Origin of the sequence: Microtetraspora sp. NBRC 13810 (genome assembly GCF_030268685.1) — a bacterium.
Lineage (GTDB): Bacteria > Actinomycetota > Actinomycetes > Streptosporangiales > Streptosporangiaceae > BSRQ01.
This window is the reverse complement of sequence record NZ_BSRQ01000013.1, coordinates 165,464-191,969: the sequence shown is the minus strand read 5'-3', so window position 1 is coordinate 191,969 and position 26,506 is coordinate 165,464. Positions and strand designations below refer to the sequence as shown.

Annotated in this window: 29 protein-coding genes; 10 read left to right on the top strand and 19 right to left on the bottom strand. The window is 71.9% G+C overall.

What is annotated here, in order from left to right:
* Positions 1–253: 253 nt before the first annotated feature.
* Together QSK26_RS25420 and QSK26_RS25415 are read right to left on the bottom strand one after the other, a co-directional pair.
* Positions 254–1,087, bottom strand: a complete 834-nt coding sequence (locus QSK26_RS25420; protein ID WP_285777754.1) for an NAD-dependent epimerase/dehydratase family protein — start codon at positions 1,085–1,087, stop codon at positions 254–256.
* A 42-nt stretch (positions 1,088–1,129) separates the two neighbouring features.
* Entirely contained in the window at positions 1,130–2,005 is an 876-nt protein-coding gene (locus QSK26_RS25415) for an EamA family transporter (protein ID WP_285777753.1), read from the bottom strand.
* A 40-nt stretch (positions 2,006–2,045) separates the two neighbouring features.
* On the opposite strand from QSK26_RS25415, the gene QSK26_RS25410 reads away from it, so the two are divergent.
* Positions 2,046–2,558 (top strand): MarR family winged helix-turn-helix transcriptional regulator, encoded by a 513-nt coding sequence (locus QSK26_RS25410; RefSeq protein WP_285777752.1) that lies wholly within the window; start codon positions 2,046–2,048, stop codon positions 2,556–2,558.
* Positions 2,559–2,691: 133 nt separating this feature from the next.
* Here QSK26_RS25410 and QSK26_RS25405 read toward each other — a convergent pair whose 3' ends face one another.
* The 5 genes from QSK26_RS25405 to QSK26_RS25385 all read right to left on the bottom strand — a co-directional run bounded on the left by QSK26_RS25405 (position 2,692) and on the right by QSK26_RS25385 (position 6,265).
* Positions 2,692–3,198: a hypothetical protein gene (locus tag QSK26_RS25405; protein ID WP_285777751.1), complete on the bottom strand. Its 507-nt coding sequence runs from the start codon at positions 3,196–3,198 to the stop codon at positions 2,692–2,694.
* Positions 3,199–3,289: 91 nt separating this feature from the next.
* The gene (locus tag QSK26_RS25400) at positions 3,290–3,997 is read right to left on the bottom strand and encodes a VIT1/CCC1 transporter family protein (protein ID WP_285777750.1); all 708 of its coding nucleotides are present in this window, start codon (positions 3,995–3,997) and stop codon (positions 3,290–3,292) included.
* Between the two features lie 3 nt (positions 3,998–4,000).
* Positions 4,001–4,210 (bottom strand): hypothetical protein, encoded by a 210-nt coding sequence (locus QSK26_RS25395; protein WP_285777749.1) that lies wholly within the window; start codon positions 4,208–4,210, stop codon positions 4,001–4,003.
* Complete coding sequence (locus tag QSK26_RS25390) at positions 4,207–4,989, bottom strand: COG4280 domain-containing protein (RefSeq protein ID WP_285777748.1); 783 nt, start codon at positions 4,987–4,989, stop codon at positions 4,207–4,209. The genes QSK26_RS25395 and QSK26_RS25390 overlap by 4 nt, the downstream gene beginning before the upstream one ends.
* 67 nt (positions 4,990–5,056) lie before the next feature.
* The gene (locus QSK26_RS25385; RefSeq protein WP_285777747.1) at positions 5,057–6,265 is read right to left on the bottom strand and encodes a metal-dependent hydrolase family protein; all 1,209 of its coding nucleotides are present in this window, start codon (positions 6,263–6,265) and stop codon (positions 5,057–5,059) included.
* A 281-nt stretch (positions 6,266–6,546) separates the two neighbouring features.
* Between QSK26_RS25385 and QSK26_RS25380 the strand changes: the two genes are divergently transcribed.
* A complete protein-coding gene (locus tag QSK26_RS25380; RefSeq protein WP_285777746.1) occupies positions 6,547–7,824 on the top strand; it encodes an MFS transporter in 1,278 nt (425 codons plus the stop codon).
* 5 nt (positions 7,825–7,829) lie between these two features.
* Here the strand turns inward: QSK26_RS25380 and QSK26_RS25375 are convergent, their stop codons facing one another.
* From QSK26_RS25375 to QSK26_RS25365, 3 genes are all read right to left on the bottom strand, one after another.
* Positions 7,830–8,495: a Chromate resistance protein ChrB gene (locus tag QSK26_RS25375; protein WP_285777745.1), complete on the bottom strand. Its 666-nt coding sequence runs from the start codon at positions 8,493–8,495 to the stop codon at positions 7,830–7,832.
* 36 nt (positions 8,496–8,531) lie between these two features.
* The gene (locus QSK26_RS25370) at positions 8,532–10,010 is read right to left on the bottom strand and encodes an amidohydrolase family protein (RefSeq protein ID WP_285777744.1); all 1,479 of its coding nucleotides are present in this window, start codon (positions 10,008–10,010) and stop codon (positions 8,532–8,534) included.
* An 88-nt stretch (positions 10,011–10,098) separates the two neighbouring features.
* Positions 10,099–11,190, bottom strand: a complete 1,092-nt coding sequence (locus QSK26_RS25365) for a threonine synthase (protein WP_285777743.1) — start codon at positions 11,188–11,190, stop codon at positions 10,099–10,101.
* 64 nt (positions 11,191–11,254) lie between these two features.
* Here QSK26_RS25365 and QSK26_RS25360 point away from each other — a divergent pair, with 64 nt between their 5' ends.
* A complete protein-coding gene (locus QSK26_RS25360) occupies positions 11,255–12,010 on the top strand; it encodes a Type 1 glutamine amidotransferase-like domain-containing protein (RefSeq protein WP_285777742.1) in 756 nt (251 codons plus the stop codon).
* Complete coding sequence (locus QSK26_RS25355; RefSeq protein WP_285777741.1) at positions 12,011–13,366, top strand: serine hydrolase domain-containing protein; 1,356 nt, start codon at positions 12,011–12,013, stop codon at positions 13,364–13,366. It abuts the gene before it with no gap.
* A 121-nt stretch (positions 13,367–13,487) separates the two neighbouring features.
* Here the strand turns inward: QSK26_RS25355 and QSK26_RS25350 are convergent, their stop codons facing one another.
* The 3 genes from QSK26_RS25350 to QSK26_RS25340 all read right to left on the bottom strand — a co-directional run bounded on the left by QSK26_RS25350 (position 13,488) and on the right by QSK26_RS25340 (position 16,137).
* Entirely contained in the window at positions 13,488–14,726 is a 1,239-nt protein-coding gene (locus QSK26_RS25350; RefSeq protein WP_285777740.1) for an alpha/beta hydrolase, read from the bottom strand.
* Positions 14,727–14,815: 89 nt separating this feature from the next.
* Positions 14,816–15,775 (bottom strand): threonine ammonia-lyase, encoded by a 960-nt coding sequence (locus QSK26_RS25345; RefSeq protein WP_285777739.1) that lies wholly within the window; start codon positions 15,773–15,775, stop codon positions 14,816–14,818.
* Positions 15,775–16,137: a RidA family protein gene (locus QSK26_RS25340; protein ID WP_285777738.1), complete on the bottom strand. Its 363-nt coding sequence runs from the start codon at positions 16,135–16,137 to the stop codon at positions 15,775–15,777. Before QSK26_RS25340 ends, QSK26_RS25345 begins: the two co-directional genes overlap by 1 nt.
* 152 nt (positions 16,138–16,289) lie before the next feature.
* On the opposite strand from QSK26_RS25340, the gene QSK26_RS25335 reads away from it, so the two are divergent.
* The 3 genes from QSK26_RS25335 (at position 16,290) to QSK26_RS25325 (ending at position 20,360) form a co-directional block, all read left to right on the top strand.
* Positions 16,290–17,981 (top strand): helix-turn-helix domain-containing protein, encoded by a 1,692-nt coding sequence (locus tag QSK26_RS25335; protein WP_285777737.1) that lies wholly within the window; start codon positions 16,290–16,292, stop codon positions 17,979–17,981.
* Between the two features lie 163 nt (positions 17,982–18,144).
* Positions 18,145–18,828, top strand: a complete 684-nt coding sequence (locus QSK26_RS25330) for a hypothetical protein (RefSeq protein WP_285777736.1) — start codon at positions 18,145–18,147, stop codon at positions 18,826–18,828.
* A 125-nt stretch (positions 18,829–18,953) separates the two neighbouring features.
* Entirely contained in the window at positions 18,954–20,360 is a 1,407-nt protein-coding gene (locus QSK26_RS25325; RefSeq protein ID WP_285777735.1) for a xylan 1,4-beta-xylosidase, read from the top strand.
* On the opposite strand, the gene QSK26_RS25320 is transcribed toward QSK26_RS25325, so the two are convergent.
* Positions 20,339–20,899: a DUF4291 domain-containing protein gene (locus QSK26_RS25320; RefSeq protein ID WP_285777734.1), complete on the bottom strand. Its 561-nt coding sequence runs from the start codon at positions 20,897–20,899 to the stop codon at positions 20,339–20,341. The genes QSK26_RS25325 and QSK26_RS25320 overlap by 22 nt on opposite strands.
* Positions 20,900–21,019: 120 nt before the next feature.
* Here QSK26_RS25320 and QSK26_RS25315 point away from each other — a divergent pair, with 120 nt between their 5' ends.
* The gene (locus QSK26_RS25315) at positions 21,020–21,883 is read left to right on the top strand and encodes a TIGR03619 family F420-dependent LLM class oxidoreductase (protein WP_285777733.1); all 864 of its coding nucleotides are present in this window, start codon (positions 21,020–21,022) and stop codon (positions 21,881–21,883) included.
* Between the two features lie 102 nt (positions 21,884–21,985).
* Here QSK26_RS25315 and QSK26_RS25310 read toward each other — a convergent pair whose 3' ends face one another.
* The gene (locus tag QSK26_RS25310; RefSeq protein ID WP_285777732.1) at positions 21,986–22,384 is read right to left on the bottom strand and encodes a Rossmann-fold NAD(P)-binding domain-containing protein; all 399 of its coding nucleotides are present in this window, start codon (positions 22,382–22,384) and stop codon (positions 21,986–21,988) included.
* Positions 22,385–22,393: 9 nt separating this feature from the next.
* Between QSK26_RS25310 and QSK26_RS25305 the strand changes: the two genes are divergently transcribed.
* A complete protein-coding gene (locus tag QSK26_RS25305) occupies positions 22,394–22,600 on the top strand; it encodes a hypothetical protein (RefSeq protein ID WP_285777731.1) in 207 nt (68 codons plus the stop codon).
* Positions 22,601–22,632: 32 nt separating this feature from the next.
* Here QSK26_RS25305 and QSK26_RS25300 read toward each other — a convergent pair whose 3' ends face one another.
* Together QSK26_RS25300 and QSK26_RS25295 are read right to left on the bottom strand one after the other, a co-directional pair.
* Positions 22,633–23,334 (bottom strand): SDR family oxidoreductase, encoded by a 702-nt coding sequence (locus QSK26_RS25300; RefSeq protein WP_285777730.1) that lies wholly within the window; start codon positions 23,332–23,334, stop codon positions 22,633–22,635.
* A gap of 70 nt (positions 23,335–23,404) precedes the next feature.
* Positions 23,405–23,881 carry a MarR family winged helix-turn-helix transcriptional regulator gene (locus QSK26_RS25295; protein ID WP_285777729.1) on the bottom strand — a complete coding sequence of 159 codons (477 nt, stop codon included), beginning with the start codon at positions 23,879–23,881 and terminating at the stop codon, positions 23,405–23,407.
* A gap of 89 nt (positions 23,882–23,970) precedes the next feature.
* Here QSK26_RS25295 and QSK26_RS25290 point away from each other — a divergent pair, with 89 nt between their 5' ends.
* Positions 23,971–24,534 (top strand): NADPH-dependent FMN reductase, encoded by a 564-nt coding sequence (locus QSK26_RS25290; RefSeq protein ID WP_285777728.1) that lies wholly within the window; start codon positions 23,971–23,973, stop codon positions 24,532–24,534.
* Positions 24,535–24,618: 84 nt separating this feature from the next.
* Here QSK26_RS25290 and QSK26_RS25285 read toward each other — a convergent pair whose 3' ends face one another.
* Both QSK26_RS25285 and QSK26_RS25280 read right to left on the bottom strand, forming a co-directional pair.
* A complete protein-coding gene (locus QSK26_RS25285; protein WP_285777727.1) occupies positions 24,619–26,217 on the bottom strand; it encodes a choice-of-anchor I family protein in 1,599 nt (532 codons plus the stop codon).
* Positions 26,218–26,334: 117 nt separating this feature from the next.
* Positions 26,335–26,466 carry a hypothetical protein gene (locus QSK26_RS25280; RefSeq protein ID WP_285777726.1) on the bottom strand — a complete coding sequence of 44 codons (132 nt, stop codon included), beginning with the start codon at positions 26,464–26,466 and terminating at the stop codon, positions 26,335–26,337.
* Positions 26,467–26,506: the final 40 nt, after the last annotated feature.

Sequence of the window (26,506 nt, the reverse complement as noted above, 5' to 3'; positions counted from 1 at the left end):
CCCGGTCACCACGACGCATCCGGAATTGTCGGAGGCCACGGCGATACTCCTCACACCGGGCCGCGGGACGCCTTCCCCACCGCGGCCCGGTGCACCTCCCGCCGAGAACCGATCAAGGAGCTCCCCGGATGCCGCTCGCCACCGGCTCGGGCTCCGGGCCGAGGTCGCGCATGTGGTCGTTCAGCGCGTCCGGCCGGGACCCCGCCGAGGCGATCGACGGTGTCGTGCCCGGTGGTTGAGGCTGGGACGGTGTTCACAGGTGGTCGCGCCAGGAGTGGTGTGGGGTGAAGCCGAGGACGTCGTGGGCGTGGTCGATGGCGAGGAGGGTTTCGAACTCGGCGAGGGGGCGCCGGATCTCGACCTTGGGGAAGACCTCCTGCATCAGGTCGGCGGACGGGCGGTTCATCACGGTGTCGGCGGCGGCGATGACGAAGCTCTGCGCGCCCTGGAGGTCGGCGTCCAGGGCGAGCCGGCACGAGGCGGCGGCGTCGCGGGTGTCGATGTACCCCCACAGGTTCCACCTGCGCAGGAGGGCGTCCTTCCAGTAGCCGGGGAACGCCTTGTAGTCGTCGGGGCCCAGGATGTTGGAGAAGCGCAGCGCCGCGAACGGTATGCCGGACCACTGGGCGACGTGGTGCGCCGTCGTCTCGCCGACCACCTTGGACAGCGCGTACGTGGAGGTGGGGAAGGGGAAGTGCGCCTCGTCGACGGGGGCGTAGAGCGGGGGTACGTCGAAGGGGAGGCCGAGGGTCGTTTCGCTGGAGGCCCAGACGACCCGGCCGATCCGCAGCTGGGCGGCGGCGAGGAAGATGTTGGAGTTCATGGTCGTGTTGGCGTTGAAGGTCTCGGAGGGGGTGCGGATCCCCGGCGCGGGGATGTTCGCCAGGTGGACGACCGCGTCGACGCCGTCGAGCACCTCCACCGCCTGGCCGTACTCCGTCAGATCCGCGAGCAGCACCGGGGCTCCGAGGTCAGCGGGACCCGGCCTGACATCCGTCGCCACGACCCTGTGCCCGTGGTCGAGCAGGTCCCGTACGACCGCCCGCCCGAGCTTGCCGCTCGCCCCGGTGACACAGATCTTCGCCATCATTCCTCCTGAGATTTGCCGCAGTACGTCACGATATGACGGTCAGGTAGCCGCCGGAGCGCGGGCGCCTCGTGCGGGGGCGGGGCGTTGGCCGAGGAGGATGCCGGCCAGGACCAGGGCGATGCCGCACGCCTGCCGGGCGGTGAGCGACTCGCCGGCGAGCTGGGTGCCGAGCAGGACGCCGGTGACCGGGTTGAGCAGTCCCACCAGCCCGACGGTCCCGGCGGGCAGGTGCCGCAGCCCGGTGAACCAGGCGGCGAAGGCCAGCGCGGTGGCCACCAGCGTGACGTAGCCGAACGCCAGCAGCGCGGGCACGCCGAGCGCGGGCGGCCCCTCCACGACGACGGCGGCGGGGAGCAGGAGCAGGCCGCCCGCGACGAGCTGCCAGGCGGTCGAGGCGAGTACGGCGGTGCCGCCGCCCCAGCGCTTGGCGAGGACGTAGCCCAGGGAGGAGGCCAGCATGGCCCCCACCGAGGCGAGCACGCCGGGAACGCTCGCCGTATCCGATCCCGCGAGAACCATGAGGCACACCCCGGCGAGGCCGGTCAGCGCGCCGGCCACGTGCGCGGGGCGGGGGCGCTCGGCCAGGAGGGCCCAGGCGGCCAGCATCATGGCCGGTGGGGAGAGTGCCATGATCGTGGCCGCCACGCTGCTCGCCAGCAGTTGCGAGGCCATGTAGACGAGGACGAAGAAGGCGCTGGTGTTGAGCAGCCCGAGTACGGCGGAGCGCCACCACCATGCGCCGCGGGGCAGCGTCCGGCACAGGGCCAGCAGGAGGCACCCGGCGGGCAGGGCGCGCACGGCGGCTCCGAAGAGGGGGTGATCGGCGGGCAGGTACCGGGCGGTCACGTAGTAGTTGGCTCCCCAGGCCACCGGTGCGATCGCCGTGATCAGCACCCACCGCCATTTAGCTTCCATGGAAGACAATATAACTTCCGTGGAAGATATAGTGGAGTCCATGGAAGAAAACCGGCCTCTCGACCACGTCGCCCGGATCCAGGCCGAGTGGCACAGGGAGCGGCCCGACCTCGACGTGAGCCCTCAGGGGGTGATCGGCCGGTTGCACCGCGTCGCCGCCCTGCTCACCGAGGAGCTGTGCCTCGTCTACCGCCGCCACGGTCTCGGTGAGGGGGAGTTCGACGTGCTGGCCGCGCTGCGCCGCGCCGGCGAGCCGTTCGAGCGGGCCCCCGGCGAGCTGGCCGCCCACACCATGGTCACCACCGGCGCGATGACGAAGAGGATCGACCGGCTGGAACGCGCCGGCCTGGTCACCCGCCGTCGCAGCGACGCCGACGGGCGCGGCCGTACGGTCGCCCTCACCGCCGCCGGGCGCGACCTGATCGACCGCGCCTTCACCGACCACATCCGCAACGAGCGCCGCCTCCTCGACGCCCTGCCGCCGGCCGAGGCCGCCGTGCTCGAAACCCTCCTGACCTCCTGGCTCGGCCGCCTCGAACCTCCGCGCGACTGACGGCGCCCACGCCTCCGCGCGACTGACGGCGCCCACGCCTCCGCGCGACTGACGGCGCCCGCGGCCCCGCGGTGCCGTCGGCCGCCGGAAGCCCGGGGGGGCTGCGGCGAGGTGGAGTGGAAGGTCCTCCAGGTCAGGGGGCGCGCCAGTAGCGCGGCAAGGCGTGCACCGCCTCCCCGGCCACCTTCGCGAGACCGTCCGTGATCTCCGTGTCGCCGGCGAGGAAGAGCGCGATGTCGTTCTTGACCAGCACGAGCTGTCCCCATCCCTGGTCGAGCCGGGCGACGGCCGCGGCGTCGCCGAGTCCCTGGAGCGCGCGTCCCTGGTGGTAGGTGCCGGCCTTGACGTATTCGTCCGGGGTGAGGGAGGGGTCCCGTTCGTGCACCTCGACGGTCAGCTCGACCGTGCCGGACGTGTACGCGCAGGCGCCGAGCTCGCTCCCGCGCTGGGACGTCCTGACCTGCGCTCGGACCCCGGGGAGGCCGAGCAGGTCGCCCATCCGCTCGACCGGCACCAGCCGGCACGGGTCCGTCGTGTACTGGGTCCAGCTCAGCGGGACGGCGGACTCTCCGGCGGTGGGCTGCGCGCAGCCGGTCGCCGCGGCCAGCACGCTGAGCGCCCCGAGGGCGGCACGTAACATACCGGACACCATAGATCTCCGGTCCGACATCCCCGGGAGGCGGAGCGCCGCGCCGCCGGGAAGCCGGAGGACGCGACGCCCCGCCCGGGGGTCAGGAGACGACGGCTCCGACGAGGGCGCCGATGCCGTACGTCACAGCGGCGGCTGCCGCGCCGAGGACGAGCTGGCGGGCTCCGCCGAACAACGGTGAGCGGGCGGTGAGCCGGGCCACCATCGCGCCGGTCGCGAACAGGGCGAAGCCGGTCAGCGCGATCGACACGGTGACCAGGGAGACTCCCAGCAGGAACGGCAGCACGGGGATCAGCGCGCCGATCGCGAACGCCAGGAACGACGATCCGGCGGCCACCCAGGGCGAGGGCAGGTCGTCGGGGTCGACGCCGAGCTCTTCGCGGGCGTGCACCCGCCAGGCGATCTCCGGGTCCCGGTGGAGTTGCCCGGCGACCTGGCCGGCGAGTTCCGGCGTCAGGCCCCGCGACTCGTAGACGAGGGCGAGTTCGCGCTGCTCGGCCTCCGGGTTGCGGGAGATCTCCGTGCGTTCGACGTCGATCTCGGCCAGGGTGAGCTCCCGCTGGGAGGCGACGGAGGTGTACTCGCCCGTCGCCATCGAGAAGGCGCCCGCGGCCAGCCCGGCCAGCCCGGCGACGGCCACCGCGGTCGTGGACGCTCCGCTGCCCACCACGCCGGCCAGCAGCGCGGCGTTGGAGACCAGGCCGTCCATCACTCCGAAGACGGCCGGTCGCAGCCAGCCTCCGGTGACGTCGCGGTGGTGGGTGTGCAACTCGACGGTCTGTGCGGACACGGTCTACCTCCTGACGTCGACAACGAGGCTGACCATGAAGGACACGAGCAGCAGCACGCCGCCCACCACCGTCCCGACGCCGAGGGTCACCAGGCCGGACAGGGTGACGCCGAGGGTGACGGCGAGTGACAGGACCACGGCCGCCGCGATCTTCCAGTCGTCGCCGATGATGAAGTCGTACCAGAACCTGCCGAAGCCCTTCACGTATCTCATCGGGCGACGACCTCCTTCCGCTTGGCCTTGACGCCGGGCAGGATCCCCACCATCACCCGGGAGACGATCACCCAGGCCGCGAGCAGGGCGAGGATGGCCCAGTCGCCGCCCGGCCATTCCAGGCTCTCGCCGTCGCCGATGAACACGCCCAGTCCCTCGACGGCCCAGTAGGCGCCGAACGCGGCGAGCAGCAGGCCCACGCCGTACTTGAGGGTGTTCTCCGGCACCATCGCGAGCGGCTTGTGCAGGATCACGCCGACGATCAGCACCAGGATGCCGGCGACGACCGCGCCGCCGATGGCGGCGGGCATGTTGTCGGCGCTGAGGCCGAACGTGATCACGATGAACACGATCTCGACGCCTTCGAGGAACACGCCCTTGAAGGACACCACGAAGGCGAAGGTGTCGATGCCGAAGCGGCTGTTCGCCGCGGCCTGGCGGGCGGCGGCCGTCTGCGCCGCGAACTCCTCCTCCTCGTCGTGCAGGGCCTTCAGCTTCGAGGACCGCAGCACGGCCTTGCGCAGCCACTGGAGTCCGAAGATCAGCAGCAGCGTGCCGACGGCGAGTTGCAGCAGCGACTCGGGCATCCACGTCCTGAGCGCGTATCCCGTGGCGAAGGTGAACGCCACCAGTGCCACCAGGGCCGCGACGACTCCGGCGATGGCGGAGCGCCAGCCCCGGGTGACGCCCATGGCCAGCACGATGGTCAACGCCTCGACGAACTCCACGATCGAGGCCACGAATATCGAGGCCACCAGGCCCCATGTCGCACCGGTCACCGGCGCCTCCTTGGAAAGTAACAACTGTTAAGTTGTATCAGATGCTTCATCAGGGGTCCGACCGGTGTCAATGGGCCGTGTGCACCCGCCCGTCCTTCATGACGAAGGTCACCGCGCGCAGCGCCTCGATGTCGGCGAGCGGGTCGCCGTCCACCGCCACCAGGTCGGCCCACCTGCCCGGCTGGAGGCTGCCCGCCCGATCCTCGACACCGATCACCGTGGCCGCGTTCACGGTCAGCGCGCGCAGCGCCTCGGCGGCCGGCAGGCCGCCGCCGACCAGGGCGATCGGCTCGTCGGCGTTGTCGCCGTGCGCGCGCAGCGGCGTGCCCAGGTAGTCGGACCCGGTGGCGATCAGCACGCCCGCCTCGTGCGCCTTGAGCAGGGACGGCCCCATGGCGGCGATGGCCTCGCGCTGCTTGCGCAGCCGCCACTCGGGCAGCCCGTGGCCGCCGTCGATCGTCTTCTGGAAGAAGGTGCGCAGGTCGAACGTCGGCACGTAGAAGGTGCCCCGGGCGGCCATCTCGGCGACGCATTCGTCGTCCAGGTAGTAGCCGTGCTCGATGGAGTCGACGCCGGCGAGCACCGCGGCCAGCACGCCGGCCCTGCCCTGGGCGTGCGAGGCCACCCTGCGGCCCAGCCGGTGCGCCTCGTCGACGATGGCGGCGATCTCCTCGGGGGTGAAGTGCGCGTCGTTGGGGTGGTCGCGCTCGGAGGACACCCCTCCCGTGGTGCAGATCTTGATGAAGTCGGCGCCGGCCCGTACGGCCTCCCGTACGGCCTGCCGGCACGCCCACGGGCCGTCCGCGATCAGCGAGTCGGGCTGCGCGCGGGCGAGGTCGAGCGGCAGGTGGTGCGCGTCCGCGTGGCCGCCGGTCTGGCAGATCACCGGGCCGGCGGCGTGGATCCTCGGGCCCGGGATCGTGCCGTCGGCGACGAGGTCGCGCAGGTTGAGCGCGATGCCGGAACCGCAGTCGCGCACCGTGGTGAAGCCGGCCGCGAGCAGGGCCGCGCAGTCCTGGGCCGCGCGTACGGCCAGCGTCTCCCGGGGCGGCAGGTGGCGCGCCTCGGCGTAGGAGCGCATGCCGGTCAGGTGCATGTGCACGTCGAGGAAGCCGGGCAGCAGCGTCCGGTCGCCGAGGTCGATCACCTCGTCGCCGCGCAGTCCCGGGCCGACTTCGGCGATCACGTCGCCGCGCACGGCGACGTCGACGTCTTTCAGGATCACGCCCTCGATCGCGTCGAAGAGCCTGGCAGCGCGTACCACCGTGGTTTTCATGATCACTCACCATCTGCTCGATTGGGGGGAGTCCGGGGGAGAGGAGAGGCAGGCTGCCTCCCGGTCGTGACCAGGGAGGGGGCCGTGGGCCTGGGGTGGCCGGAGAGAGGGGCCGGGCGACCGATCCAGGTCAGGGCATCGCGCCCACATTTCCGGCAGAATAACTGATTTAGAACTTCTGTTAAAGGTAACAAGGAGGCTAATGTAACACTTGCACTTATACTCTCGCGCCGGAGGCGGCAGTGGAGACCACCACACCCCCCATCACCGGACGCCGTGGCATGCGCGGCCTCCTGAGTGATCTCAATCCCCGCAACATCGAAGGCCCCCGACTTCCGCTCACCGTGTTCTGCCTGGTGGCGCTGTTGGCGGGCTGGGACGACACCGCCCTGCAACTGGCGCTACCCGAGATCAAGGAAGATCTCGGGCTCTCGCTCACGATGCTGGGCGTGATCGGCTCGGTCACCCTGGTCGTGACCAACGCCGCGGGGCTACCGCTCGGATACCTGACCGACCGGGTGCCCAAGCGTGTGCGACTCGTCCAGTTCGGCCAGGTGGCGGCCAACGCGGGAGACATCGTCCAGGCGCTGGCCCCCAACGCGTTCTTCCTCATGCTCGGCCGGGCGCTCGGCGGGGTGAGCCGGCTGCCGAACGACGTGGCCCAGGTCCCGCTGCTGGCCGACTACTACCTCCCGTCCTCACGCGGGCGGGTCATCGCGCTGCTGCGGATGGCCGCGGGCTTCGGCAGCCTCCTGGCCGCGCCGATCGCCGGCTACACGGTCAAGGTGTACGGCTGGCGCACCGCCACGCTGATGCTGGCCGTCATGGCGATCATCGTCGCCTGCCTGACCTTCCTGCTGCGCGAGCCCCGTCGCGGGGCGACCGACCGGGTCGCCGGGAAGGCGCGGGAGACCGATGAACGGCCGCCGCCCCGGTTCTGGGAGGGCATCAAGGCCGGCTGGTCCATCAGGACGCTGCGCATCCTGGCCATCAGCAGCTTCGTCTACTCGATCATCACCGGGCTGATCGCCATGGTGTCGTCCCTGCTGGCGAAGGAGGACCTCACCCTCGACCCTTTTCAGCGCTCGCTGGTGCTGGAAGGGCAGATGATCCTCGGGCTCATCGCGGTCCCGATCGCCGGCGTGATGGCCGACCGCTTCCTGAGGCGGCGTCCGTCCCTGCTGGCCGCCGTGCAGGGCACGTGCACCCTCGGCATCGGCTGTCTGGTCCTGGCCCTGGGGCTGTTCCCCTCGATCCCGGTCTTCATCGCGACGAACCTGCTGTTCTCGATCATCGCCGGCATCCAGGTGCCGTCCTTCATCGTCCTCATCACCCAGGTGCTCCCCGCCCGGCACCGGGGCATCGGGCTACAGCTCACGGCCCCCTTTCAACTCGCCGGCGGGGTGCTGAGCCCCGTCCTGCTCGCGCTGACCGACGGCATGCCGTTGCGCTACACCCTGCTGAGCCTCGTCCCGCTGGTCGTCGTCGCCGGCCTCATCCAGTTCACCGCCATGCGCTCGGTCGCCGGTGACGTCGCGGCCGCGCGGGAGGCCGCGTGAGGGGGTCAGGCCTCCACGTCGGCCCTGCCGGTGCCCGAGGTCCGCTCGTAGACGTCGTTCTCGAACTCTTCGAGGAGGGTCTCGCAGGTCGCCAGCCACTGCTCGCACTCGCCCCGGCCGGCGGCGCCGAACCAGTCACGCTCCACGACCTTGCCGAACCACCGGTGGATCTTCTCCAGATCCTGCCTGATCTCCTCGGCCTCCTCGAAGGTGTAGTTGTCGCGGAACCGCTCGAACTCGATCTCCTTGACGAACTTGGTCTGGCACTCCTCGATGATCTCGTCGTACTCCTTGCCCGCCATCTCCTTGAAGCTCTGGATGAGCGTCGCGTCCTGCTCCTCGTCGCCGAGGGGCACCTGGAAGAAGAAGGACGTGCCGTCCAGCGCGTCGATGCGCTGCCTGATCTGCAGCAGGTCCTCGCCGACCGTGCCGACGTCGGGCAGGACGCAGACGGCCTGCTGCAGATAGAGGGCGCCCAGGCGCTTGAGCTCCCGCCAGATGGACACGCGGACACGGGAGGGCTCGCTGGGAACCTTGTAGGTGAGCAGCAGCCACGAGCCGGGCAACCGCGGCTCCGCGGGTGTCACGGCCGGGCGCGCCTGCTTCTTCCTGGCGGTGCCCTTCTCAACGGAAGCCTTCTTCCGCGCTGGTTCGCGAGCCGTCGGGCTCATCCACACTCCTTCGGCCGGGAGTGTTCAACTCTATCGTCAGCGCCTGATCGCGCGGCCGGGCAGCGCGTCGAGGACGAGTTCGCCGTCGCGCACCACGTGCCGCCCGCCGACGAGTACGTGCGTGTAACCCGTCGAGGGCCTGGTGCTGTCCGCGTAGGTGGCCCGGTCGGCGACCGTGTGCGGGGAGAAGACGACCAGGTCGGCGTCACAGCCGGCCTGGACCCTGCCCTTGCGCCGCATGGCGGGCACCGACTCCTCCAGCACCCGGGCCGGCAGCAGGCTGCACCGGCGCACCGCCTCCAGCAGCGACAGCGCGCCGGTCTCCCTGACGTAGCGGCGCAGGACCTTGGAGAAGGTGCCCGCCGTACGCGGATGGGTGACGGCGCCCGGCGGCAGCGGCCAGGCCATCGGGTCGGGCCGCTCGGTTCCCGTCCAGGTCAGCGGCATGGCGTCGGAGCCGATCACGGTGTCCTGGCTGAGCAGGGCGCGGTCGACGAACGCCTGGTCGGCCGGGATGTCCTCGTCGAAGAAGTGGATGACCGCCAGGCCGCCGGGATCGGCGGCACGCAGCTCGCGCAGCCGTACGGCGTCGGCCACCCGCTCGCCGGTCGGCGTGTAGGTGATCGAGCCCGGCCCGATGCCCATGGTGTGTAGCAGCTCGGGGGCGAGGAACGCGGCGCCGATGCCGGTCATGCCCGCGCCGTACGGGTATGCCTCGGTGGATACCCTGGCGCCCTCGGCGCGGACCTTCTCGACCAGCGTCAGCACCCGGTCCACCTGGCGCAGGGACGTGCTGTTGATGTGGCAGTAGTGCATGTGCGCCCCGGTGGCCGCCGCCGCCCGCACCACCTCCTCGGCGCCGTCGATCGGAATGTCGGGCACCTGGTCGACCAGGTCCCGGGCGTGGGTGTAGGTGGGCACCCCCGCCTCGGCGGCGATCGCGGCCACCGCGAGGTACTCGTCGGGGGCGACGCGCGGGGCGTAGCCGATGAGCAGGCCGATCCCCAGCGCGCCGGCGGCGAGGTCGTGCCGGATCAGCTCGAACAGCGCGCCGAGCTGGTGCGGGGTCGCCTCCCGCTGCCAGGCCGGGTCGCCGAGGTTGCGCAGCCCGACGGCCAGGCCGCCGCCGTGCGGGAGACCGCCGACGGCTGCCATCCTGGCCTGGCCCCAGGAGGAGGAGAACCCGTAGTTGAGCGGGCGGCCCTCGGCGGCGGCCTCGTCGTAGGACGCGGCGACCGGCGAGACGCCCGCCTCCAGGTCGAGGACCGTCGTCACCCCGTCGAGCGCCTGGAGGCGGTGACCGGCGATGGTGTGTGAGTGGCTGTGCAGGTCGATCCAGCCGGGGGCGAGGACGGATCCGGCGACGTCGAGCGTCCGGCGGCCTTCGAGCGGGTCCGGCGTCACCGCCGTGATGGTCGCGCCGGTCACGCCGACGTTGGCGACCGCGTCGTGGCCGGTCTCCGGGTCGAGCACCCTGGCTCCGGCCAGCACCAGATCATGGATCTTCGTTGTCATGGGGCCACCATATGAACGGGGTCGACGCCTGCTCTTGTCCGTGCCGATGAAAACGGGGCGGGCCGCTCGTCCGGCCGTCCCATCCCGTTCACAGGGACGCCTTCAGGCCGGAACCGCACAGCGGCGCCACGACCGGCCCGCCGGTGACGAAGGGCGAGCCCTCGGCGCGCAGCCGCCGCACGGCCGCGTAGGAGACGGCGCCCGTCGGCTCGACCCACAGGCCGCGGGCGGCGAGCGCGGCGTGCGCCTCGGCGATCTCGTCCTCGCCGACCGTGACGAAGGTGCCGTCGCTGTCCCCGACGGCCGCGAGGATCCGCGAACCCCTGGCCGGGTCGGCGATGGCGATGCCCTCGGCGAGGGTGTGGCCGGGCTTCACCGGGTCGGGCTCGTCGCGCCCGACGGCCCAGGCGGCGGCCAGCGGGGCGCACAGCTCGGACTGGACGGCGACGATCCGCGGCACGCGGTCGATCACCCCGGCGGCGCGCAGCTCCTCGAAGCCGCGGTGGGCGCCCAGCACGAGCGTGCCGTTCCCCGCGGGCAGCACCAGCGTCGCGGGCACGACGCCGCCGAGCTGCTCGAAGATCTCCAGCGCGTAGGTCTTCGTGCCCTCGTGGAAGTAGGGGTTGTAGACGTGGCTGGCGTAGAAGGCGCCGGTCTCCTCCACCCGGGCGATCGCCGCGGCGGCGGTGTCCTCGCGCGAACCTTCGACCACGGTGACCCCGGCCCCGTGTCCCCTGATCTGGTGCAGCTTCTTCTCGCTGGTCCCGGCGGGGACGAAGATCTCGGCGGGCAGGCCCGCGCGGGCGGCGTAGGCGGCCACCGCGGTCCCGGCGTTGCCGCTGCTGTCGGCGACCAGCCGGCTCGCGCCGAGCGCCCTGGCCAGCGCCACCAGCACGACCGCACCCCGGTCCTTGAAGGAACCGGTGGGGGAGGCGTACTCCACCTTCAGGTGCAGCCCGTCCTCCTCCTCGACCAGCGGGGTGTCGCCCTCGCCGAGGGTGACGTCACGCCAGGGCAGGTCGCCGGCGTCCAGGAACCGCCACATCGAGCGGATGCCGGAGCGCGGCGGCCACTCCGCGGCGCCGAGCGGCAGGTCGAGCAGGCCGCCGCAGTCGCAGCGCCAGCGGCCGGCCGTCGGGGCGTAGGACTCGCCGCAACGGCATTCGTAGGGACTGATCACGGGACCCTCCGTCTAAAGTAACGCCTGCTACATTGAAACATATTTCACATTGAGGAGTGACAGCGTGCCAGGCCCCCTCGCCCTCATCGGGCAGAACGACATCGACACCCGCGCAGAACTCGACCGTCACCTGCTCGAACGGTCCGGCGGGAACGAGGTGCTCCTCCTCCCCACAGCCACCGTCGAATGGCCCAGGGACCGCGCCACCCAGTTGCTGAACCAGCGCGTCGGCTTCTACGAGGACAAACTCGGGACCAAGGTCACCGTGCCGCAGGTGTTCAGCCGGGAGGACGCCCACGACCCGGAGCACGTCCGGGCCGTCGAGCGGGCGAACTACGTCTTCATCACCGGCGGGCGGCCCAAACCGCTGGCCGAGATCCTGCGCGGCACCCCGCTCTGGCGGGCGATCCTGGACAGATGGCAGGCCGGCGCCGTGCTCGCCGGAGAGTCGGCCGGTTCCGTGGTGCTCACCGAATACGTGATCGACTCGGAGGGGCAGGGCAAGGGCGGCGTGGGCCCGAGCATCCCCGACCCCTACTGGTACACCTACGACTCGACCGGCCTCGGCCTGCTGCCGGGCATGCGGGTGGTGCCGCACAGCGACACCGCCAAGGGACAGTGGCTGCTGACCTCCATGCTCGCCGCGACCCCCGTGGACGTCCCGATCCTCGCCGTGCCGGAGAACGCCGGCGTCGTCAGGGAGCCCGGCGGCGACTGGGTCACCATCGGCGCGCCGGGAGTCGTCGTCTTCCACAAGGGCGCCCACCACTCCCTCGACGCCCTCGCCGCCGTCGAGCCGAACCCCGAGGCAGGGATCTGAATGACCGCCCTCGACAGTCTGCGCGACCGCCTGGCCAAGCTCCTCGCCGAACGCGCCCCCGAGCTCGGCGTGCCCGGCGCCACGGTGGCCGTCCACCAGGCGGGCGAGGAGTTCCACCTCTGCCACGGTGTCACCTCCACCGAGAACCCGCTGCCCGTCACGCCGGACACCCTCTTCGCGATCGGCTCGGTGACCAAGACCTACACGGCCACCGCCGTCATGCGGCTGGCCGCGCTCGGCAAGGTGGAGCTCGACGCCCCGGTCAACCGGTACGTGCCGGAGGTCGCGCTCAAGGAGACCGGGATCACGGTGCTCCAGCTGCTCAACCACACCGCCGGGTTCGACGGCGGCGACGGCGCGGGCGGCCGGTCCAGGGACGACGGCGCGCTCGCGGCGTTCGTGGACAGGATGGCGCGGCTGGAGCAGGTCTTCCCGCCCGGCACGGTCGTCTCCTACAACAACGCCGCGTTCTGCCTGGCCGGGCGGGTCATCGAGAAGGTGACCGGCAAGACCTACGAGGCCGCGGTCAAGGAGCTGGTGTTCGACCACGCGGGACTGCGCAACAGCTTCTTCGACATCGCCGACGTGATCACCCGCAGGTTCGCCGTCGGGCACGGGAACAAGGGCGCGGACGACGGGTCCACCGCGGTCATCCACACCTGGCACATGGAACGCGACCGGGCGGCGGCCGGCGGCGTCTTCTGCGACATCAGGGACCTGCTCGCCTACGGCAGGCACCACCTCGACGACGAGGGCCTCGCGCCGATGCGGGAGCCCTCCACCGATCTGCCCTACGACGACGCGCGCGTGGGCCTGTCCTGGATCCTGCGCGACGTCGGCGGCGTCCGCGTCGTCCAGCACACCGGAGGCACCGTCTGCGGGGCCGCGGTCCTGCAACTCGTCCCCGAACGCGACCTCGTCGTCGCCGTGACCGTCAACACCATCGGCACCGGGGCGGGCACCCTGATCGCGGAGATCGAGGAGGCGGTCCTGGGGTCCCACCTGGGCCTGGCGCCGGAGAAGCCGGAGCGGGTGACCCTGACGGCGGAGGAACTGGCCGAGTACGCGGGCACCTACGACCGTGGCGACGGCCACCTGCTCGTGGTGCGCCCGGACGGCGACCGCCTGGAGGTCCTGCGGGAGTACTCCGAGGAGATCATCGCCCGCTACCGGGCGCGCATGCCCGACCTGGTGGTCCCGGTGCAGAAACCTCTCACGCTCGTCCCGCTCGCGGGCGACGCCTTCTTCCAGGCCGACCGCGCCGGGCACCGGCCCGACGGCACGTTCGTCCGGCAGGCCGACGGCAAGATCGTGGGAGTGCGCTGGTCGCACCGGGTGGCCCGGCGCATCGCCTAGCCAAGCCGCTCGGCAAGCCGCTCAGGCAAGCCGCTCAGGAAAGCAGCAGGGCCCCCGGGATCCCGCCGAGGGCCCTGCCGTCAAGGGATCACCGGGATCACCGGGATCACCGGGATCACGGTCACGGAGCCGGTTCGAAGGTGAAGTCCAGCCGCACGTCCATCAGGGTCACCGGACGGCCGTGCATGAAGTCCCTGACCGCTCCGAAGACCTCGGGCAGGTTGTGCACCGCCTGGTGCGCGGCGTTCTCGGCGAGGATGAGATGACTGTTGGCGAAGCCCTTCATGACGGCGAGCGCGTTGGTCTCCGGCGTGCGCCCGTCGAGCGTGCCGTTCATGAAGAGAGCCGGTACGGCGGAGCTGACCGGAGCCCTGAACCCGTCCCCCAGGTCCGGCGCGCCGACCGCCTCGCCGATGTGCGGGAAGGGGAAGTTCATCAGGTCGTCCAGGAGCGACGTCTCCCGCTCGATCCGGTGCAGCCGCTCGGCGGTGGCCCCCGAGGCGGAGTCCATGACCAGCGCCATCAGGTTGTCGACGGGTGCCGTCCGCTGCTTCCTGACGTGTCCCGCCCACCAGGTGAAGTCGCCGGACTCCATCGCCAGGAAGAGCCTGGGCAGCATCTTCAGGAACGGGTGGAAGCCCATCCCGGTCGCGGTGAGGGCCTTGACGTCGAACTCGCCGATCACCAGCCCGTCCACCACGGCCGGTTCCTTGCTCAGGCGGTCGAACACCCGGCGCATCAGGCCCAGCAGGTCGGGCACCCGCCCGTCCAGCTCGGGCGCCTCCGCCGCGAGCTCGGCGAGCCGGCCCAGATGGCGGTCGGTGGCGCTCGGCAGCTTGAAGGTGTCGTCCGGTCCCTCGACGCCGTAGATGAGGCTGCGGTCGATCCGCTCGCCGTGCCTGCGGATCACCGACAGCGACAGGTGGGAGCCGTAGGAGCCGCCGGAGGTGCGGAAGGTGTCGTAGCCGAGCGCCGTCATCAGCTCCGCGACGTCGTCCGCGTTCTCCTCTGTGGTGTAGCCGTCGAGGTCGGTGCCGCGCTCCCGCCAGAAGGCCGCGGTCTCCGCCGCCTTGGCCAGGTGCTCGGCGAGGTACTCCTCGCGGGTGACCACCCGGTCCAGCGGCAGGTCGAGCCGGAACGGCCCGGTCAGGTTGGGCCTCGACAGCCCGATGCCGCGCTGGTCCAGGGCGATCACGTCGCCGAACTCCAGGAAGCACAGGTAGCGCTCGGGCTGCTGCGCCCACGTCTGGAGGCCCGACCCGCCGGGGCCGCCCTCCAGGTAGACCAGCGGCGGGCCGGGGTCGGGCGAGGTGCTGCGGATACGGGCGAAGGCGAGGTCGATCGTCCTGGACCCGGGCACGCGGCGGTTCTCCGGCACGGGGAACCAGCCGGCCTCACAGGGGACCCGGGTGCGGCCGTCGTTGCTGACCAGGACGTGCGGATAGATGTTCAGAAGATCACTCCTTCGGCTAGCAGTCGCCAGTTGACGTTGCTTCCCGACAGCAGCAGCCCGGTACGGGCGCCGTCGCGCAACCCGGCGTGGACCGACAGCGCGGCCAGGCCCACCGCGGCCGACGGCTCGACGACGACCCGCAGCGCGCGGACCACCTGGCCCAGCGCGGTGTGGATGGCCTCCTCGCCGACGGTGAGGACGCGGATCCCCGCGTCGGAGATGACCGACAGGTTGACCTCGCCGGGCTTCGGGGCGGTGAGGCCGTCGGCGATGGTGGAGATCGCCGGCGGCGCGACCGGCCGGCCGGCCGCGAGCGAGCGCACGATGCCGTCGGCGCCCGACGGCTGCACCCCGACGATCTCGACGGACGAGCCCGCCGTACGGGCCGCCATGATCGCGCCGGCCAGCAGCCCGCCGCCCGAGCACGGGACCAGCAGGCGCTCCAGGCGGGGGTGGTCCTCCAGCAGTTCGAGCGTCGCGGTCGCCGCGCCCGCGATGACCATGGGGTCGTCGAAGGGGTGCACGAAGGTCAGGCCGCGCTCGGCCCGCAGGACCTCGGCGCGTTCGAAGGCGACGGCCGAGCTGGTGACGCCGTCCTTGACCACGGTCGCGCCGAGCGCCTCGACCGCGGCCAGCTTCTCGGGCACCGCCTTCTCCGGCATCACCACGGTGAGCTCGACGCCGAGCTCGCGGCAGGCGTGCGCCGCGCCCAGCGCCGCGTTGCCCGCGCTGACCGTGACGAGCCCGCCCGCGAGCGCTTCGGCGGGCAGGGTGCTGATCCGGTACAGCGCGCCGCGCACCTTGAAGGAGCCGGTGAGCTGGAGGCATTCGGCCTTCGCCAGCGTCGGGCAGCCGGTCAGCTCGTCCAGCGCCGCCGAGGCGAGCACGGGCGTGCGGACGACCCGGCCGCGCAGTTCCGCCTGCGCCCGCCGGACGTCGTCGATCGTCGGGAGCATCACGACGCGCCGGACGGGCGGGGGTAGACGGCGATGGCCTCGATCTCCACCAGCGCGCCCGGATGGAGCTGCACGCCGAAGGCGGAACGGGCGGGGTACGGCGGGGTGAAGTACTCCTCGTAGAGGGAGTTCAGTGCCGACCAGTCCGCGATCGAGGCCAGGAACACCTGGCACTTGACGACGTCGCCACGGCCCAGGCCGTGCTCGGTGAGCACGGCGTCCAGGTTGGCCAGCGCCTGCCGCGTCTGCGCGTCGAGCCCCTCGGGGAGCGTGCCGTCGGGGTGGAAGCCGAGCTGACCGGAGACGTAGAGCAGGTCACCGGCACGCCGGGCGGAGGAGTACGGAGCAGGAGGTCTAGGCATGTCAGGGACTGTAATCGCGCCCGGCGGCCACGGGTCTCGTGCTTCCGGCCAGACTTCCGGCCCGGCTGTCGGACTATCCGCAGAACGAACTGGTTGTTGCCATGACAATTCATCTGACCCCGCCTATCGCACCAGCTTCTCCCCTGCCCTCGATGAGCCTGCGGCTGGTCGCCGAGCACGCCGGTCTCGACGTGCTGGCCGCCCCGCGCGGCCTGAACGTGATGGTCGGCGCGCCCGCCATTCTCGACCCGTCGCCGGACGCGGTCGTGCTGGCCGCCGGAGTCGACACGCCCTCGGCCAGGACCGAGCTGCTGCGCGCGCTCGGCGCGGCGGGCGCGGCGGCGGCGATCTTCCGGCCGCCGGTCGAGCCGGGCACCCTCGTCGAAGCCGAACGCGCCGGGGTCGCGCTGCTCACCGCCGGCCACGCGCTCTCCTGGGGCCGCCTGCACACCTCGCTCCAGGCCGCGTCCGCCGCGTCCCATCTCGGCCCGCACGAGCCGCTCGGCGACCTGTTCCGGCTGGCCGACACCGTCGCCGCCACCGTCGGCGGCGCCACCACGATCGAGGACCCGCACAGCCGCGTCCTCGCGTACTCCAACCTCGGCCACCCGACCGACCCGCCCAGGCGGCAGGTCATCCTGGAACGGCGGGTGCCCGGGGAGTGGGTCAGGAACCTGCGGGACGCCGGCGTGTTCCACCGCCTGTGGCGCGGCGAGGAGGTGGTGAAGGTCCCGGCCTTCGACGCCCCCGGCTACCGCCCGCGCCTCGCCGTCGCCGTCCGGGCCGGAGGCGAGCCGCTGGGCAGCGTCTGGGTCGTGGAGGGCGAACGCCCGCTGGGCCCCGAAGCCGAACGCGCCCTGCGCTCGGCCGCCGGCCTCGTCGCGCTCGACCTGCTCACCTCCCGCGCCGCCGCCCCCGCGCGCAGGCGCGGCGACGCCGCCCTGCTCGCCGTCCTCGACGGCCGCGCGACGAGCCTGCTCACCAGGGAGACCCTGGGCCTCGCCCCCGCGGGCCCGATGACCGTCATCGCCTTCGCCCCCGACGGCCCGGCCATGAACGTCCCGGCCTCCCCGGCATCCTCGGGATCGCCGGTCTTCCCTGCCTCCCCCGCGTCCCCGGCCTCCCTGACCGGTGCAGCCGGTTCGGTCGGCTCCGTCGGTTCGGTCGGTTCGGTCGGTTACGTCGGTTCTGTTGGTGGGGTCGGTTCTGCCGGTATGGCCGGCTGGGCCGACGAGGTCGCCGCCGCGCGGCGGGTGGCCGACTTCGTCACGCTCACGGCCGCCGCCTATCACCGCCGCGTCGCCTGCGCGGCGAGCGGCGGACGCGCCTACGCGCTGGTGGGCGATCCGGACCTGGCACGCGAACTCGCCGCGAAGGTGGTCGAACGCGCGGCGACGACCCTGCGGCTGGCCGTGCACGCCGGCCTCGGCGCCGCCGTACCCGACCTGGCCGGAGTCGAGTCCTCCTGCCGCGAGGCCGACCAGGTGCTCGACCTGATGGCGGGCGGGACGGGCCCCGCCGTCGCCGGGATCGACGACGTCCGGGCCCGGGTCACCCTCGAACGGCTGCGCGGCCTGCTGCGCGAGCATCCGGAGTTCCACGGGCTGCGCGAGGGCGGGCTCACCGGGCTCGCCGCCCAGGACGCGGAGAAGGGCACCTCCTGGGTGGCCACCGTCCGCGCCTACCTCGACGCCTTCGGCGACGTCGCCGTCGCCGCCGACCGCGTCGGCGTCCACCCCAACACCTTCCGCTACCGCCTCAGACGCATCCACGAGGTCTTCGGCCTGGACCTCGCGGACCCCGACGAACGCCTGGTCGTCACCCTCCAACTCCGCCTCGCCTGACCCGGCGACACCCGGCGACACCCGGCGAGGTCGCCGGGGCGGAGGCCGGGAAGGGCGACGGGCCGGGCTGCAGCCGCTCGGCCGTTCGCCTGCTCGGCCGCCCGGAGACGCTCCAGGGGGCGGGCGGGTGAGGTAGGTATGGGTGGTGGACTCTGATTTAGGGGTGCGGGTTCTACGCGGGGTGGGTTTCGGCGTTCGGGTCCTGCTGCTGGCGGTGCTGGCGTGGGGTGTTCTGGTCACCGGGGCGAGCAGTGTTCCCTTCTCGCGGACCGTCGAGCAGTTCCGCGGGGCCGTGGTGGCCGGTCAGGTCGATCGGGTGAGTTACGACGTCGGCGACTCCGGGGAGGTGGTGGCTCTGGTGTGGTCGCAGTCGCCGCTGACCTGGTACCAGGTGGAGGGCTGGGTCGCCGACTCCGTGGGGACGTACACGGAGGCGCGGCTCCGGGCCGACCTGGACCGCGTGCCCGCCCGGCCGTCCGTGGTGCGGGAAGCGCGAAGGGGCGACTTCGGTGGGATCCTCCCCGACTGGCCCTTCCGGTATCCCGGCGGTTCGAGCCTGTGGTGGATCGCCGCCGCGTGGGTGGCCGCCTTCGTGCTCATGCTGGGGTCCACGCCGCGCCTGGCCAACCGGTGGGCCTGGTTCTGGATGTTCACGGTCGGGCAGGTGGGGGCGCTGCTGTTCCTGGTCCTGGAACCGCGCCCGCTGTGGCGCGGGCCCGGCGAAGGGGTGACCCGGGCCAACCGGGTGGACGGCAGCCGTGGCTGCGGGTACGCGTTCCTGCTGGGCATCGTCTCCGTGCTCGTGCCGCTGGGCGTCGGCTGGCTCCTCGGACCGCTCCTGGGCTGAGCGGCCACCGGCGGTACGGGCGCCCATAACACTTGTCTGTGAACCCTGGGCCGGATGAGCCGCAGGTGAGCCGTTCGTGGAACGCTCTAAGCGAAGTGCACGATGCGCGTGGGGTGGAGGATCCGGTGTCGGGACGTGCGGGATCGGCATGGCGGCGTCCTGGCCGGATCGCCCTGGTCGCCGGGGTGGCCGCGATCGCGGTCGCGGTGGCGGGATGCTCCGCGGACGGGCCCGCGGACCGGGCGGCTTCGGACCCGCGGCGGCCCGCCGCCGCGCCGGCGTCGCCCGGCGGGGAGGCGTCCGGCGGGAAGGCCGGGAAGCCGCCCGCGGTGGATCCCGGCTGGCCGCGCTGGGGGTTCACGCACACCGGCGTGAGCGCCAACAACGTCACCGACCGCTTCGAGCGGGACGTGAGCCGGGAGCTCGCCGCCACGCCGATGCTGCAGAACCAGCACATCATGGGCTTCGGCGCGCTCAACCCCGAGCCGTACCCGCAGGAGTACTTCTGGGAGGACCTCGACAGCCGGACGACCCTGATGAAGGAGTCCGGCGGCACGCAGGTCATCACACTGTGCTGCGCGCCCGACTGGATGAAGGGCGGCCCGCAGGGACCGACCGAGGAGTCGGCCTGGGACGAGCACCTGGAGGACGCCCCCTACCCCGAGCACTTCGACGACTTCGCCGAGCTGTCGGCGGCGGTCGCCGAGCGGTACACCGACGTCGAGTACTTCATGGTGTGGAACGAGTTCAAGGGCTTCTGGAAGGACCACTCCAAGCCGGCGGACTACAAGGGCTACACCGAGCTCTACAACAAGGTGTACGACGCGGTGAAGGCGGTCCGGCCCGATGCCAAGATCGGCGGGCCGTATCTCGGGTTCGACAGCAACAAGACCGGCGAGTCCGAGCTGCGGGGGCCGTGGGGAGTCGTCAACCAGAACGTGCTGGACGCCTTCGACTACTGGTTCGAGCACAAGAAGGGGGCGGACTTCGTCGTCGTGGACGGCGCCTCGCTGACCGACGCGCACGAGCTGCTGCCGGACGCGTTCGGCGCGCTGAGCAAGTTCGGCGCGGTCACCGACTGGCTGCGGGACAAGAGTGGTGGCCTGCCGGTGTGGTGGTCGGAGTGGTACTTCGCCCCCGAGGACGGCACCACGTGGGCCGAGCCGATGCGGCTCGCCGTACAGGCCGCCTCGATGATCGAGTTCGCGCGGAGCGGCGCCGCCACGGCGCTGTACTGGAACCCGCAGGAGAAGGACGGCGCCTGCCAGGGCTGCATGTGGGACCCGCGGACGGGCGCCTCGACGCCGACCGGCCGGCTGGTGGGCGACTTCGCCAGATGGTTCCCCGCCGGGGTGCGGCTCGAACCGGTCACCTCGTCCGATCCGAAGGTCCGGGTGCTGGCGCAGTCGCGGCGGCTGGTGCTGGTCAACACCAGCGACAAGCAGGTCCGCACGACCGTGGACGGCAGGGACTTCACCCTCAGGCCGTACGAGATCAGGTGGAGCGACCGTCAGGCGGGGTCCACGGGGTAGGGGCGTTCCGGTGGCAGCATGCCGGTGACGTCCCGGCCGTCGCGGAGCGCCCGGCCGATCTCGTGGACCCGGCCGGTGACGTCGGTGATCGACGTGATCCACTCGTCGAGGTAGCGGGTGACGGCCTCGCCGGAGAGGCCGACCTGGATCGACCGGTACGGCAGGGCGTCGTGCCGCGGGTCGCGTTCCGGGTCCCACTGGATCCGGACCGGGCTCTCGCGCAGCCGCCTCCGCCAGGTCGCGCGGTCCATGCCGTCGTCGGGATGGCTGGGGCAGGAGTGCGCGAGCGCCCACGCGAACCCGTCCCGGGTGATGTCGATGGCCAGGACCCTGGTCTGTCCCGGCTTGGTGGCCCAGCCGCAGCGGTACGTCATCCACAGGAAGGACGGTTTGATCCAGGTCATCCGGTCCCGTTTGAAGGGCGGCACGAAGCGCTGGGCGGCCACGGCGGGCGCCGCGATGGCCGGATCGTAGGCCTGGTAGACGGTGATGGAGTCGTCGGTGTAGGCGGCACGGATCTGCCGGTAGGGGATGTCCATCCCGCCGAGCATGGCGAACCGGACGCCGGCCAGGCAACCGGATAAAACACGCCTTGCCTTGACACCGGCGACAAGGTCCTAGGGTTGCCCGCGTTGTGGCGAGTGCCTGGAGGAATGCCCATGAAGTTCGCGATCAGCTATAACACCGCCTACTACGGAGTCGACCCCGACAGGATCACGGCCTTCGCCCGGCACGCCGAGGACAGCGGCTTCGAGTCGCTGTACGTGCCGGAGCACATCGCGCTGTATCCCGGCGCCAAGGTCGGCCCGTTCGAGCTCCCGCCCGGACTGCCCTACGGCGATCCGCTGGACTGCCTGAGCTTCGTCGCGGCGGCCACCCGGCGGCTCCTGCTCGGGACGGGCGTGCTGCTGCTGCCGTACCACCATCCCGTGGTGCTCGCCAAGCGGCTCGCGACCGTGGACGTGCTGTCGAAGGGGCGGATGCGGCTGCTGACCGTGGGCGTCGGGACGCTGCCCGGTGAGGCGCGGGCGGTGGGCGTCGACTTCGGGACGCGCGGGCGGCGTACCGACGAGGCGATCGACGTGCTGCGGCTGCTGTGGACCGGCGGCGAGGAGGGGGTCAGCTTCGCCGGGGAGTTCTTCGCCTTCGAGAACCTGGTCCAGTTCCCCAAGCCGTACGGGGTGGCCGAGCTGCCGATCCACGTCGGCGGGTCGAGCGCGGTCGCCGCCCGCCGGGCCGGCCGGCGCGGCGACGGCTACTTCCCGGGCGGCGCGCTCACCCTGGACGAGCGCGCGGCCCAGCTGGAGATCGCCCGGTCGGCGGCGGCCGAGGCGGGCCGGGACCCGGAGGCCCTGGAGTACACCCGGTGGGGGTCGATCGACATGACCGGGGAAGACGTCGAGGGGTTCGCCGCGCAGGGCGTGACCAGGATCGTGGTCAACCCGTCCGCCGCCGATCCTGACGCGCAGCACGAGGAGATGTCCGCCTTCGCGGAGCGCCTCCGGCTGCCGAGCGCTCCCTAGCCCGGCCGCGTCCCGGCCGGCACCCGGTTCATCACCTCGGCGAACCGGGCGGAACTGCGGCCGGCGCGGCGCGGTCGGGACCCCGTCTCCCGGTGGGGGACGTCAGACGGACAGGGCCGTGGTGATGGAGGCGGCGATCGGGGTGGTGGGGCGGGCGATGAGGCGGGACAGGTCGCCCGGGGTGGCGGCGAGGAGGCCGCGGCCGATGGCGCGGTCGACGTCCACGAGGATCTCGGCGAAGGCGGCGGGGACTCCGGCGCCGGTGAGGATCGCCAGGTGCTCCTCGGGGGTGACGACGGTGTGCGCGATCTTCCTGCCGGTCTGCCCGGACACCTCCTCGGCGAACTCCTCGAACGACCACGCGACGTCCCCGCCCAGCTCGTACGCCTTGTTCAGGTGGCCGTCGGTGCGCAGGACGACCGCCGCGGCGGCGGCGTCGATCACCGTGGCGTGCTGCGCGGCGCGCCTGCCCACGTCGGTGCCGGAGATCAGCAGCACCAAGGTACTGGTGTGAGAGTGAGGGAAATGGTGGAGGCCGCCGCGCAGCACGGCCCGCAGCCCGACGTGAACCGCGCGGGATGCCCCTCCCGGCTCGTCCTCGAACACGTCACCAGCCGCTGGGGCGTGCTCGCCCTCGCCGCCCCGCTGGAGCGCTCCTACCGGTTCAGCGAGCTGCGCCGCGCCCGCGACGCCTACGACGAGGCCCGGGAGTCGTAGCGACCACCGCGCCGGCCACGAAGATCATCCGGTCAGTTGGGCTGGCCGATCGGGCGGAGGACGACGGTGTTGACGTCCACGCCGGCCGGCTGGTTGATGGCCCAGACGATGGACTCGGCGACCTGGTCGGCGGTGAGGAGGCCGCCGGCGGGCGGGCCGCCGATGCCGTCCCAGAACGGGGTCTCCACCCGGCCCGGGGCGATCAGCGTCACGCCGACGCCGTCGCCGGTGACCAGACGCCGGGTGTTCTCGGCGAGTCCCGTCACGGCCCATTTCGTGGCGCCGTAGAGGTTGCCGGGGGTGTTGACGAACCCCGCGACGCTGCCGACGAGGACGATCCGGCCGCGGGTCTCCTTGAGGGCGGGCAGCGCGGCGTTGATCAGCAGGGCCGGGCCGAGCACGTTGGTCAGCACCATCTCGCCCCAGCCCGACGGGTCCTCGGCGGCCACGTCGTCGTGGGTGGCGAAGCCGGCGTTGGCCACCGCGGCGTCCAGCCGGCCGAACTCCCGGACGGTGGCCTGCACGGCGGACCGCACGACCTGATGGTCGGCGGCGTCGCCGGGAAGGGTGAGGAGGCCGGACGGCTTGCCGAGATCCGCGGCGAACCGGTCGAGACGGTCGTGGTCGCGCCCGGTGACGGCGACGCGGTGTCCCTGGTCCAGCAGCCGCCGGGCGGCCGACGCCCCGATGCCGCTCGACCCGCCGGTGATGAGTGTGACAGGAGTGTCGATCATGCGACGCACCTTACGACCTGGACTCGACTCCAGGTCAAGCCACGACGGCCCGTCCTGAGGCCGGCGTGGTTCAGCAGGACGTGGGGAGTTCGTCGGCCGGGATGCCGACGCGTTGCAGGGCCGGGGTGAGGCGGGCGAGGTCGGTCCGGTCCAGCTGGTCGAAGATGTGCCGGCGGACGCTGGCCAGGTGGGTGGGGTATGCCTGTTCGAGGCGAGCGAGGCCGGCGGCGGTGAGGACGGCGTGGAAGCCCCGGCCGTCCTCCTCGCACTGGACCCGCTCGACCAGGCCGTCGGTGGTGAGCCGGGTGACCAGGCGGGTCATGCCGCTGAGGGAGAGGTCGACCGCCATGGCCAACTCGCTCATCCGCAGACGGCGGCAGGGTGCTTCGGACAGGTGCATCAGGGTCATGTACTCGGTGAGCGTGAGGCGCTGTTCCCGCACGAGGTCGGCGTCCATGGCCCGTGGCACGGTCTGGATCACCCGGCCCAGCGTCCGGAGGAACGTCTCCTCCTCGCCGGTCAACGGCTGGAGCGGATCGGTGGCCATGCCAACAGAGTACTTGTTTGACAAAACAAATCACATCCTATTTGCTTGTGCAAGCAAGCATATGGCTCGTTGCGAGAGAAGACACACCCATGCCCAAGATCGGCATCATCATCGGCAGCACCCGTCCCGGCCGGGCCGGCGAGAGCGTCGCCCGCTGGGTCCTCGACCTGGCCAAGCAGCGGACGGACGCGGAGTTCGAGCTCGTGGATCTGCTGGACTACAAGCTTCCGCACCTCGACGAGGCCATGCCGCCGTCGATGGGCCAGTACAGCCAGCCGCACACCCAGGCGTGGGCCGCGAAGATCGCGTCCTTCGACGGCTTCGTCTTCGTCACGCCCGAGTACAACCACTCCACCTCCGGCGCGCTGAAGAACGCGATCGACTTCCTCTTCGCCGAGTGGAACAACAAGGCCGCGGGCTTCGTCAGCTACGGCTCGGTCGGCGGCACCCGCGCCGTCGAGCACCTGCGGCTCATCGCCGGTGAGCTGATGATCGCCGACGTGCGCGCCCAGGTCGCGCTGTCGCTGTTCACCGACTTCGAGAACTTCACCGTCTTCAAGCCGGGCGACCACCACCTGCCCAACGTGACCGCCATGCTGGACCAGGTCGTCGCCTGGAGCACCGCGCTCGCCCCGCTGCGCGCCGGAAGCTGACCCGTCGCACGCGACCGGCCCGCCGGACTGCGCCAGAGGGAGGGGCGCATCCCGGCGGGCCGGCCACGGCCGCGTCCCGGGTCGTCAGCGGATCTCGTAGATGGCGGTGGTGCCGCTCACCTCGTTGCCGACGACGAGCAGCGGCTTACGGGTCGGGCTCTCCCGGTCCGGCACGAACAGCACGCCCTCGGGGCCCACGTCACCGGCGGTGCCCGCCTCGACGTCGCCCTGGAAGTCGCGGGTGTTGACGTAACCGGCCAGGCTGGGCCGGCGCGGGTCGCCGAGGTCGTAGGCGACGACGCCGCTGACCCGCTCCAGACCGGCGAAGGCGTAGGTACGGCCGCGCACCTCGCCGATCGTCACGCCCTCGGGCTCGGGGCCCTTGTTGTCGCTGCGGCTGTCGAAGGAGTCGTTCTCCTCGTTGTCCGCGTTGAACTCCCCGGGCAGCTCGCGGGCGATCAGCCGCTCCAGTTCGTCCCCGGAGTCCCAGACCAGCCTGCCGCCCGAGGAGAAGACGGAGATCGAGCGCGCGCCGAAGGCGGACAGGCCGGTGTACTCGCCGGCGGCGTTCTTCGGCGAGTCGGCGATCACGTTGAGGCGGCCGAGCTCCTCGTCTTTCTGCAACTCGGCGGCGTCCGGGTAGACCTCCGGGGACAGCTTCAGGTCCTTGACCCGGACCTCGTCCGTGTGACAGTCCCAGTCGCGGCTGTCGCCCTCGTTGGCGGTGACGAGGTACGTCTCGCCGCGCGAGCGGACGTGCGCGATGCCGTCGGGCATGTAGAGGCCCTTGACGCCCGGGTGCCGGCGGATGTCGATCTTGCCGTCGTCGTCGGAGGCGTCCATGCCGGTCCTGCCCCAGTCCTTGAGGCCCAGCGGCATGATCCGCTCGACCCTGGCCCGGTCGAGGTCCACGACGGCGATCGCGTTGTTCTCCTGGAGCGTCACCCAGGCGGTGCCGCCCTCCACGGTGACGTACTCGGGCTCCAGGTCCTGGGCCACGCTCGCGCCCGGTCCGGAGATCCGTACGCCGGAGGCGCGCAGCTTGTCCGCCTGCCGGTTGAAGGCGCGGAAGTCCACGTCGTGCACACGGCCCCGCGCGATGTCGATGACGCTGACCGAACCCTCGGGGTCGTCGACCGCGCCCTCGCAGTAGGAGGAGGGCTCGCCCTCGTTGGCGACGACGATCCGGCGGCCGTCCGGGGTGAAGGTCAGCATGTCGGGCAGCGAGCCGACCGTGAACTCCTTGAGCTTCCTGCCGGAGCTCGCCTGGAAGAGCGTCACCTTGCCCGGGGCGGTCTTGTCGGCAGCCTGCTGCGCGACCGCGATCAGGCCCTTGCTCACGGCGACGCTGTTCGCCCCGGGGGTCTGCAGCGCCATGACCCGCTTCGGCCGGCGCGGGTCGCGGATGTCGAGCACGTCGACGGTGCCGACCTGCGCGTTGACGACGAAGACGCGCCTGGTGGCCGGGTCGTAGGAGGTGATCTCCGACGCGCCGGTGCCGACCGAGCCGGTGGAGAACCGGCCGAGGAACTCCAGGCGGAGTCCCTTGTCGTTCCCGCCGTGGCCGTGGCCGCCGGGCGGGTTCACCGGTGGCGCCGCCGCCTGGGCGGGGGCGGCGGTAAGGGCGAGCGACAGCGCCGCGGTGGTGGCCGCGGCCAGCCGTAAAAGATTCGTGGGGAGCATGCCGGAAATCTTCGTGAAAATTCCCGACTGATCACTTACGGCTGGATGGCTGCCCGGTGAACACCCGGACATTGTTCCCATGAAGGGGTGATCAGGGACATTGATCGTAATATCGTGTCAAGATTTGCTGTCCGGGGCCGGGGCCGGGGCCGGGGCCGGGGCGGGCGGGGCGGGTAGCGTGCGGGTCCATTCCGCCCAGTCGGCGAGGGCCTGGTAGAGCCGGACGCCGGCTTCGATGGTGACGCGCATGGACTGGACCTGCGGGCTGTCGCCGAATTCGCCGCGGTCC

Bases quoted from the DNA above. Each gene is read 5' to 3' on its own strand.
- QSK26_RS25320 (WP_285777734.1), bottom strand. From the start codon at position 20,899: ATGGACATCCCCTACCGGCAGATCCGTGCCGCCTACACCGACGACTCC.
- QSK26_RS25405 (WP_285777751.1), bottom strand. From the start codon at position 3,198: ATGTTACGTGCCGCCCTCGGGGCGCTCAGCGTGCTGGCCGCGGCGACC.
- QSK26_RS25345 (WP_285777739.1), bottom strand. From the start codon at position 15,775: ATGCTCCCGACGATCGACGACGTCCGGCGGGCGCAGGCGGAACTGCGC.
- QSK26_RS25300 (WP_285777730.1), bottom strand. From the start codon at position 23,334: ATGATCGACACTCCTGTCACACTCATCACCGGCGGGTCGAGCGGCATC.
- QSK26_RS25355 (WP_285777741.1), top strand. From the start codon at position 12,011: ATGACCGCCCTCGACAGTCTGCGCGACCGCCTGGCCAAGCTCCTCGCC.
- QSK26_RS25415 (WP_285777753.1), bottom strand. From the start codon at position 2,005: ATGGAAGCTAAATGGCGGTGGGTGCTGATCACGGCGATCGCACCGGTG.
- QSK26_RS25410 (WP_285777752.1), top strand. From the start codon at position 2,046: ATGGAAGAAAACCGGCCTCTCGACCACGTCGCCCGGATCCAGGCCGAG.
- QSK26_RS25420 (WP_285777754.1), bottom strand. From the start codon at position 1,087: ATGGCGAAGATCTGTGTCACCGGGGCGAGCGGCAAGCTCGGGCGGGCG.
- QSK26_RS25395 (WP_285777749.1), bottom strand. From the start codon at position 4,210: ATGAGATACGTGAAGGGCTTCGGCAGGTTCTGGTACGACTTCATCATC.
- QSK26_RS25335 (WP_285777737.1), top strand. From the start codon at position 16,290: ATGAGCCTGCGGCTGGTCGCCGAGCACGCCGGTCTCGACGTGCTGGCC.
- QSK26_RS25280 (WP_285777726.1), bottom strand. From the start codon at position 26,466: ATGCGCGTCACCATCGAAGCCGGCGTCCGGCTCTACCAGGCCCTCGCC.
- QSK26_RS25385 (WP_285777747.1), bottom strand. From the start codon at position 6,265: ATGAAAACCACGGTGGTACGCGCTGCCAGGCTCTTCGACGCGATCGAG.
- QSK26_RS25285 (WP_285777727.1), bottom strand. From the start codon at position 26,217: ATGCTCCCCACGAATCTTTTACGGCTGGCCGCGGCCACCACCGCGGCG.
- QSK26_RS25290 (WP_285777728.1), top strand. From the start codon at position 23,971: ATGCCCAAGATCGGCATCATCATCGGCAGCACCCGTCCCGGCCGGGCC.
- QSK26_RS25315 (WP_285777733.1), top strand. From the start codon at position 21,020: ATGAAGTTCGCGATCAGCTATAACACCGCCTACTACGGAGTCGACCCC.
- QSK26_RS25370 (WP_285777744.1), bottom strand. From the start codon at position 10,010: ATGACAACGAAGATCCATGATCTGGTGCTGGCCGGAGCCAGGGTGCTC.
- QSK26_RS25295 (WP_285777729.1), bottom strand. From the start codon at position 23,881: ATGGCCACCGATCCGCTCCAGCCGTTGACCGGCGAGGAGGAGACGTTC.
- QSK26_RS25380 (WP_285777746.1), top strand. From the start codon at position 6,547: ATGCGCGGCCTCCTGAGTGATCTCAATCCCCGCAACATCGAAGGCCCC.
- QSK26_RS25340 (WP_285777738.1), bottom strand. From the start codon at position 16,137: ATGCCTAGACCTCCTGCTCCGTACTCCTCCGCCCGGCGTGCCGGTGAC.
- QSK26_RS25375 (WP_285777745.1), bottom strand. From the start codon at position 8,495: ATGAGCCCGACGGCTCGCGAACCAGCGCGGAAGAAGGCTTCCGTTGAG.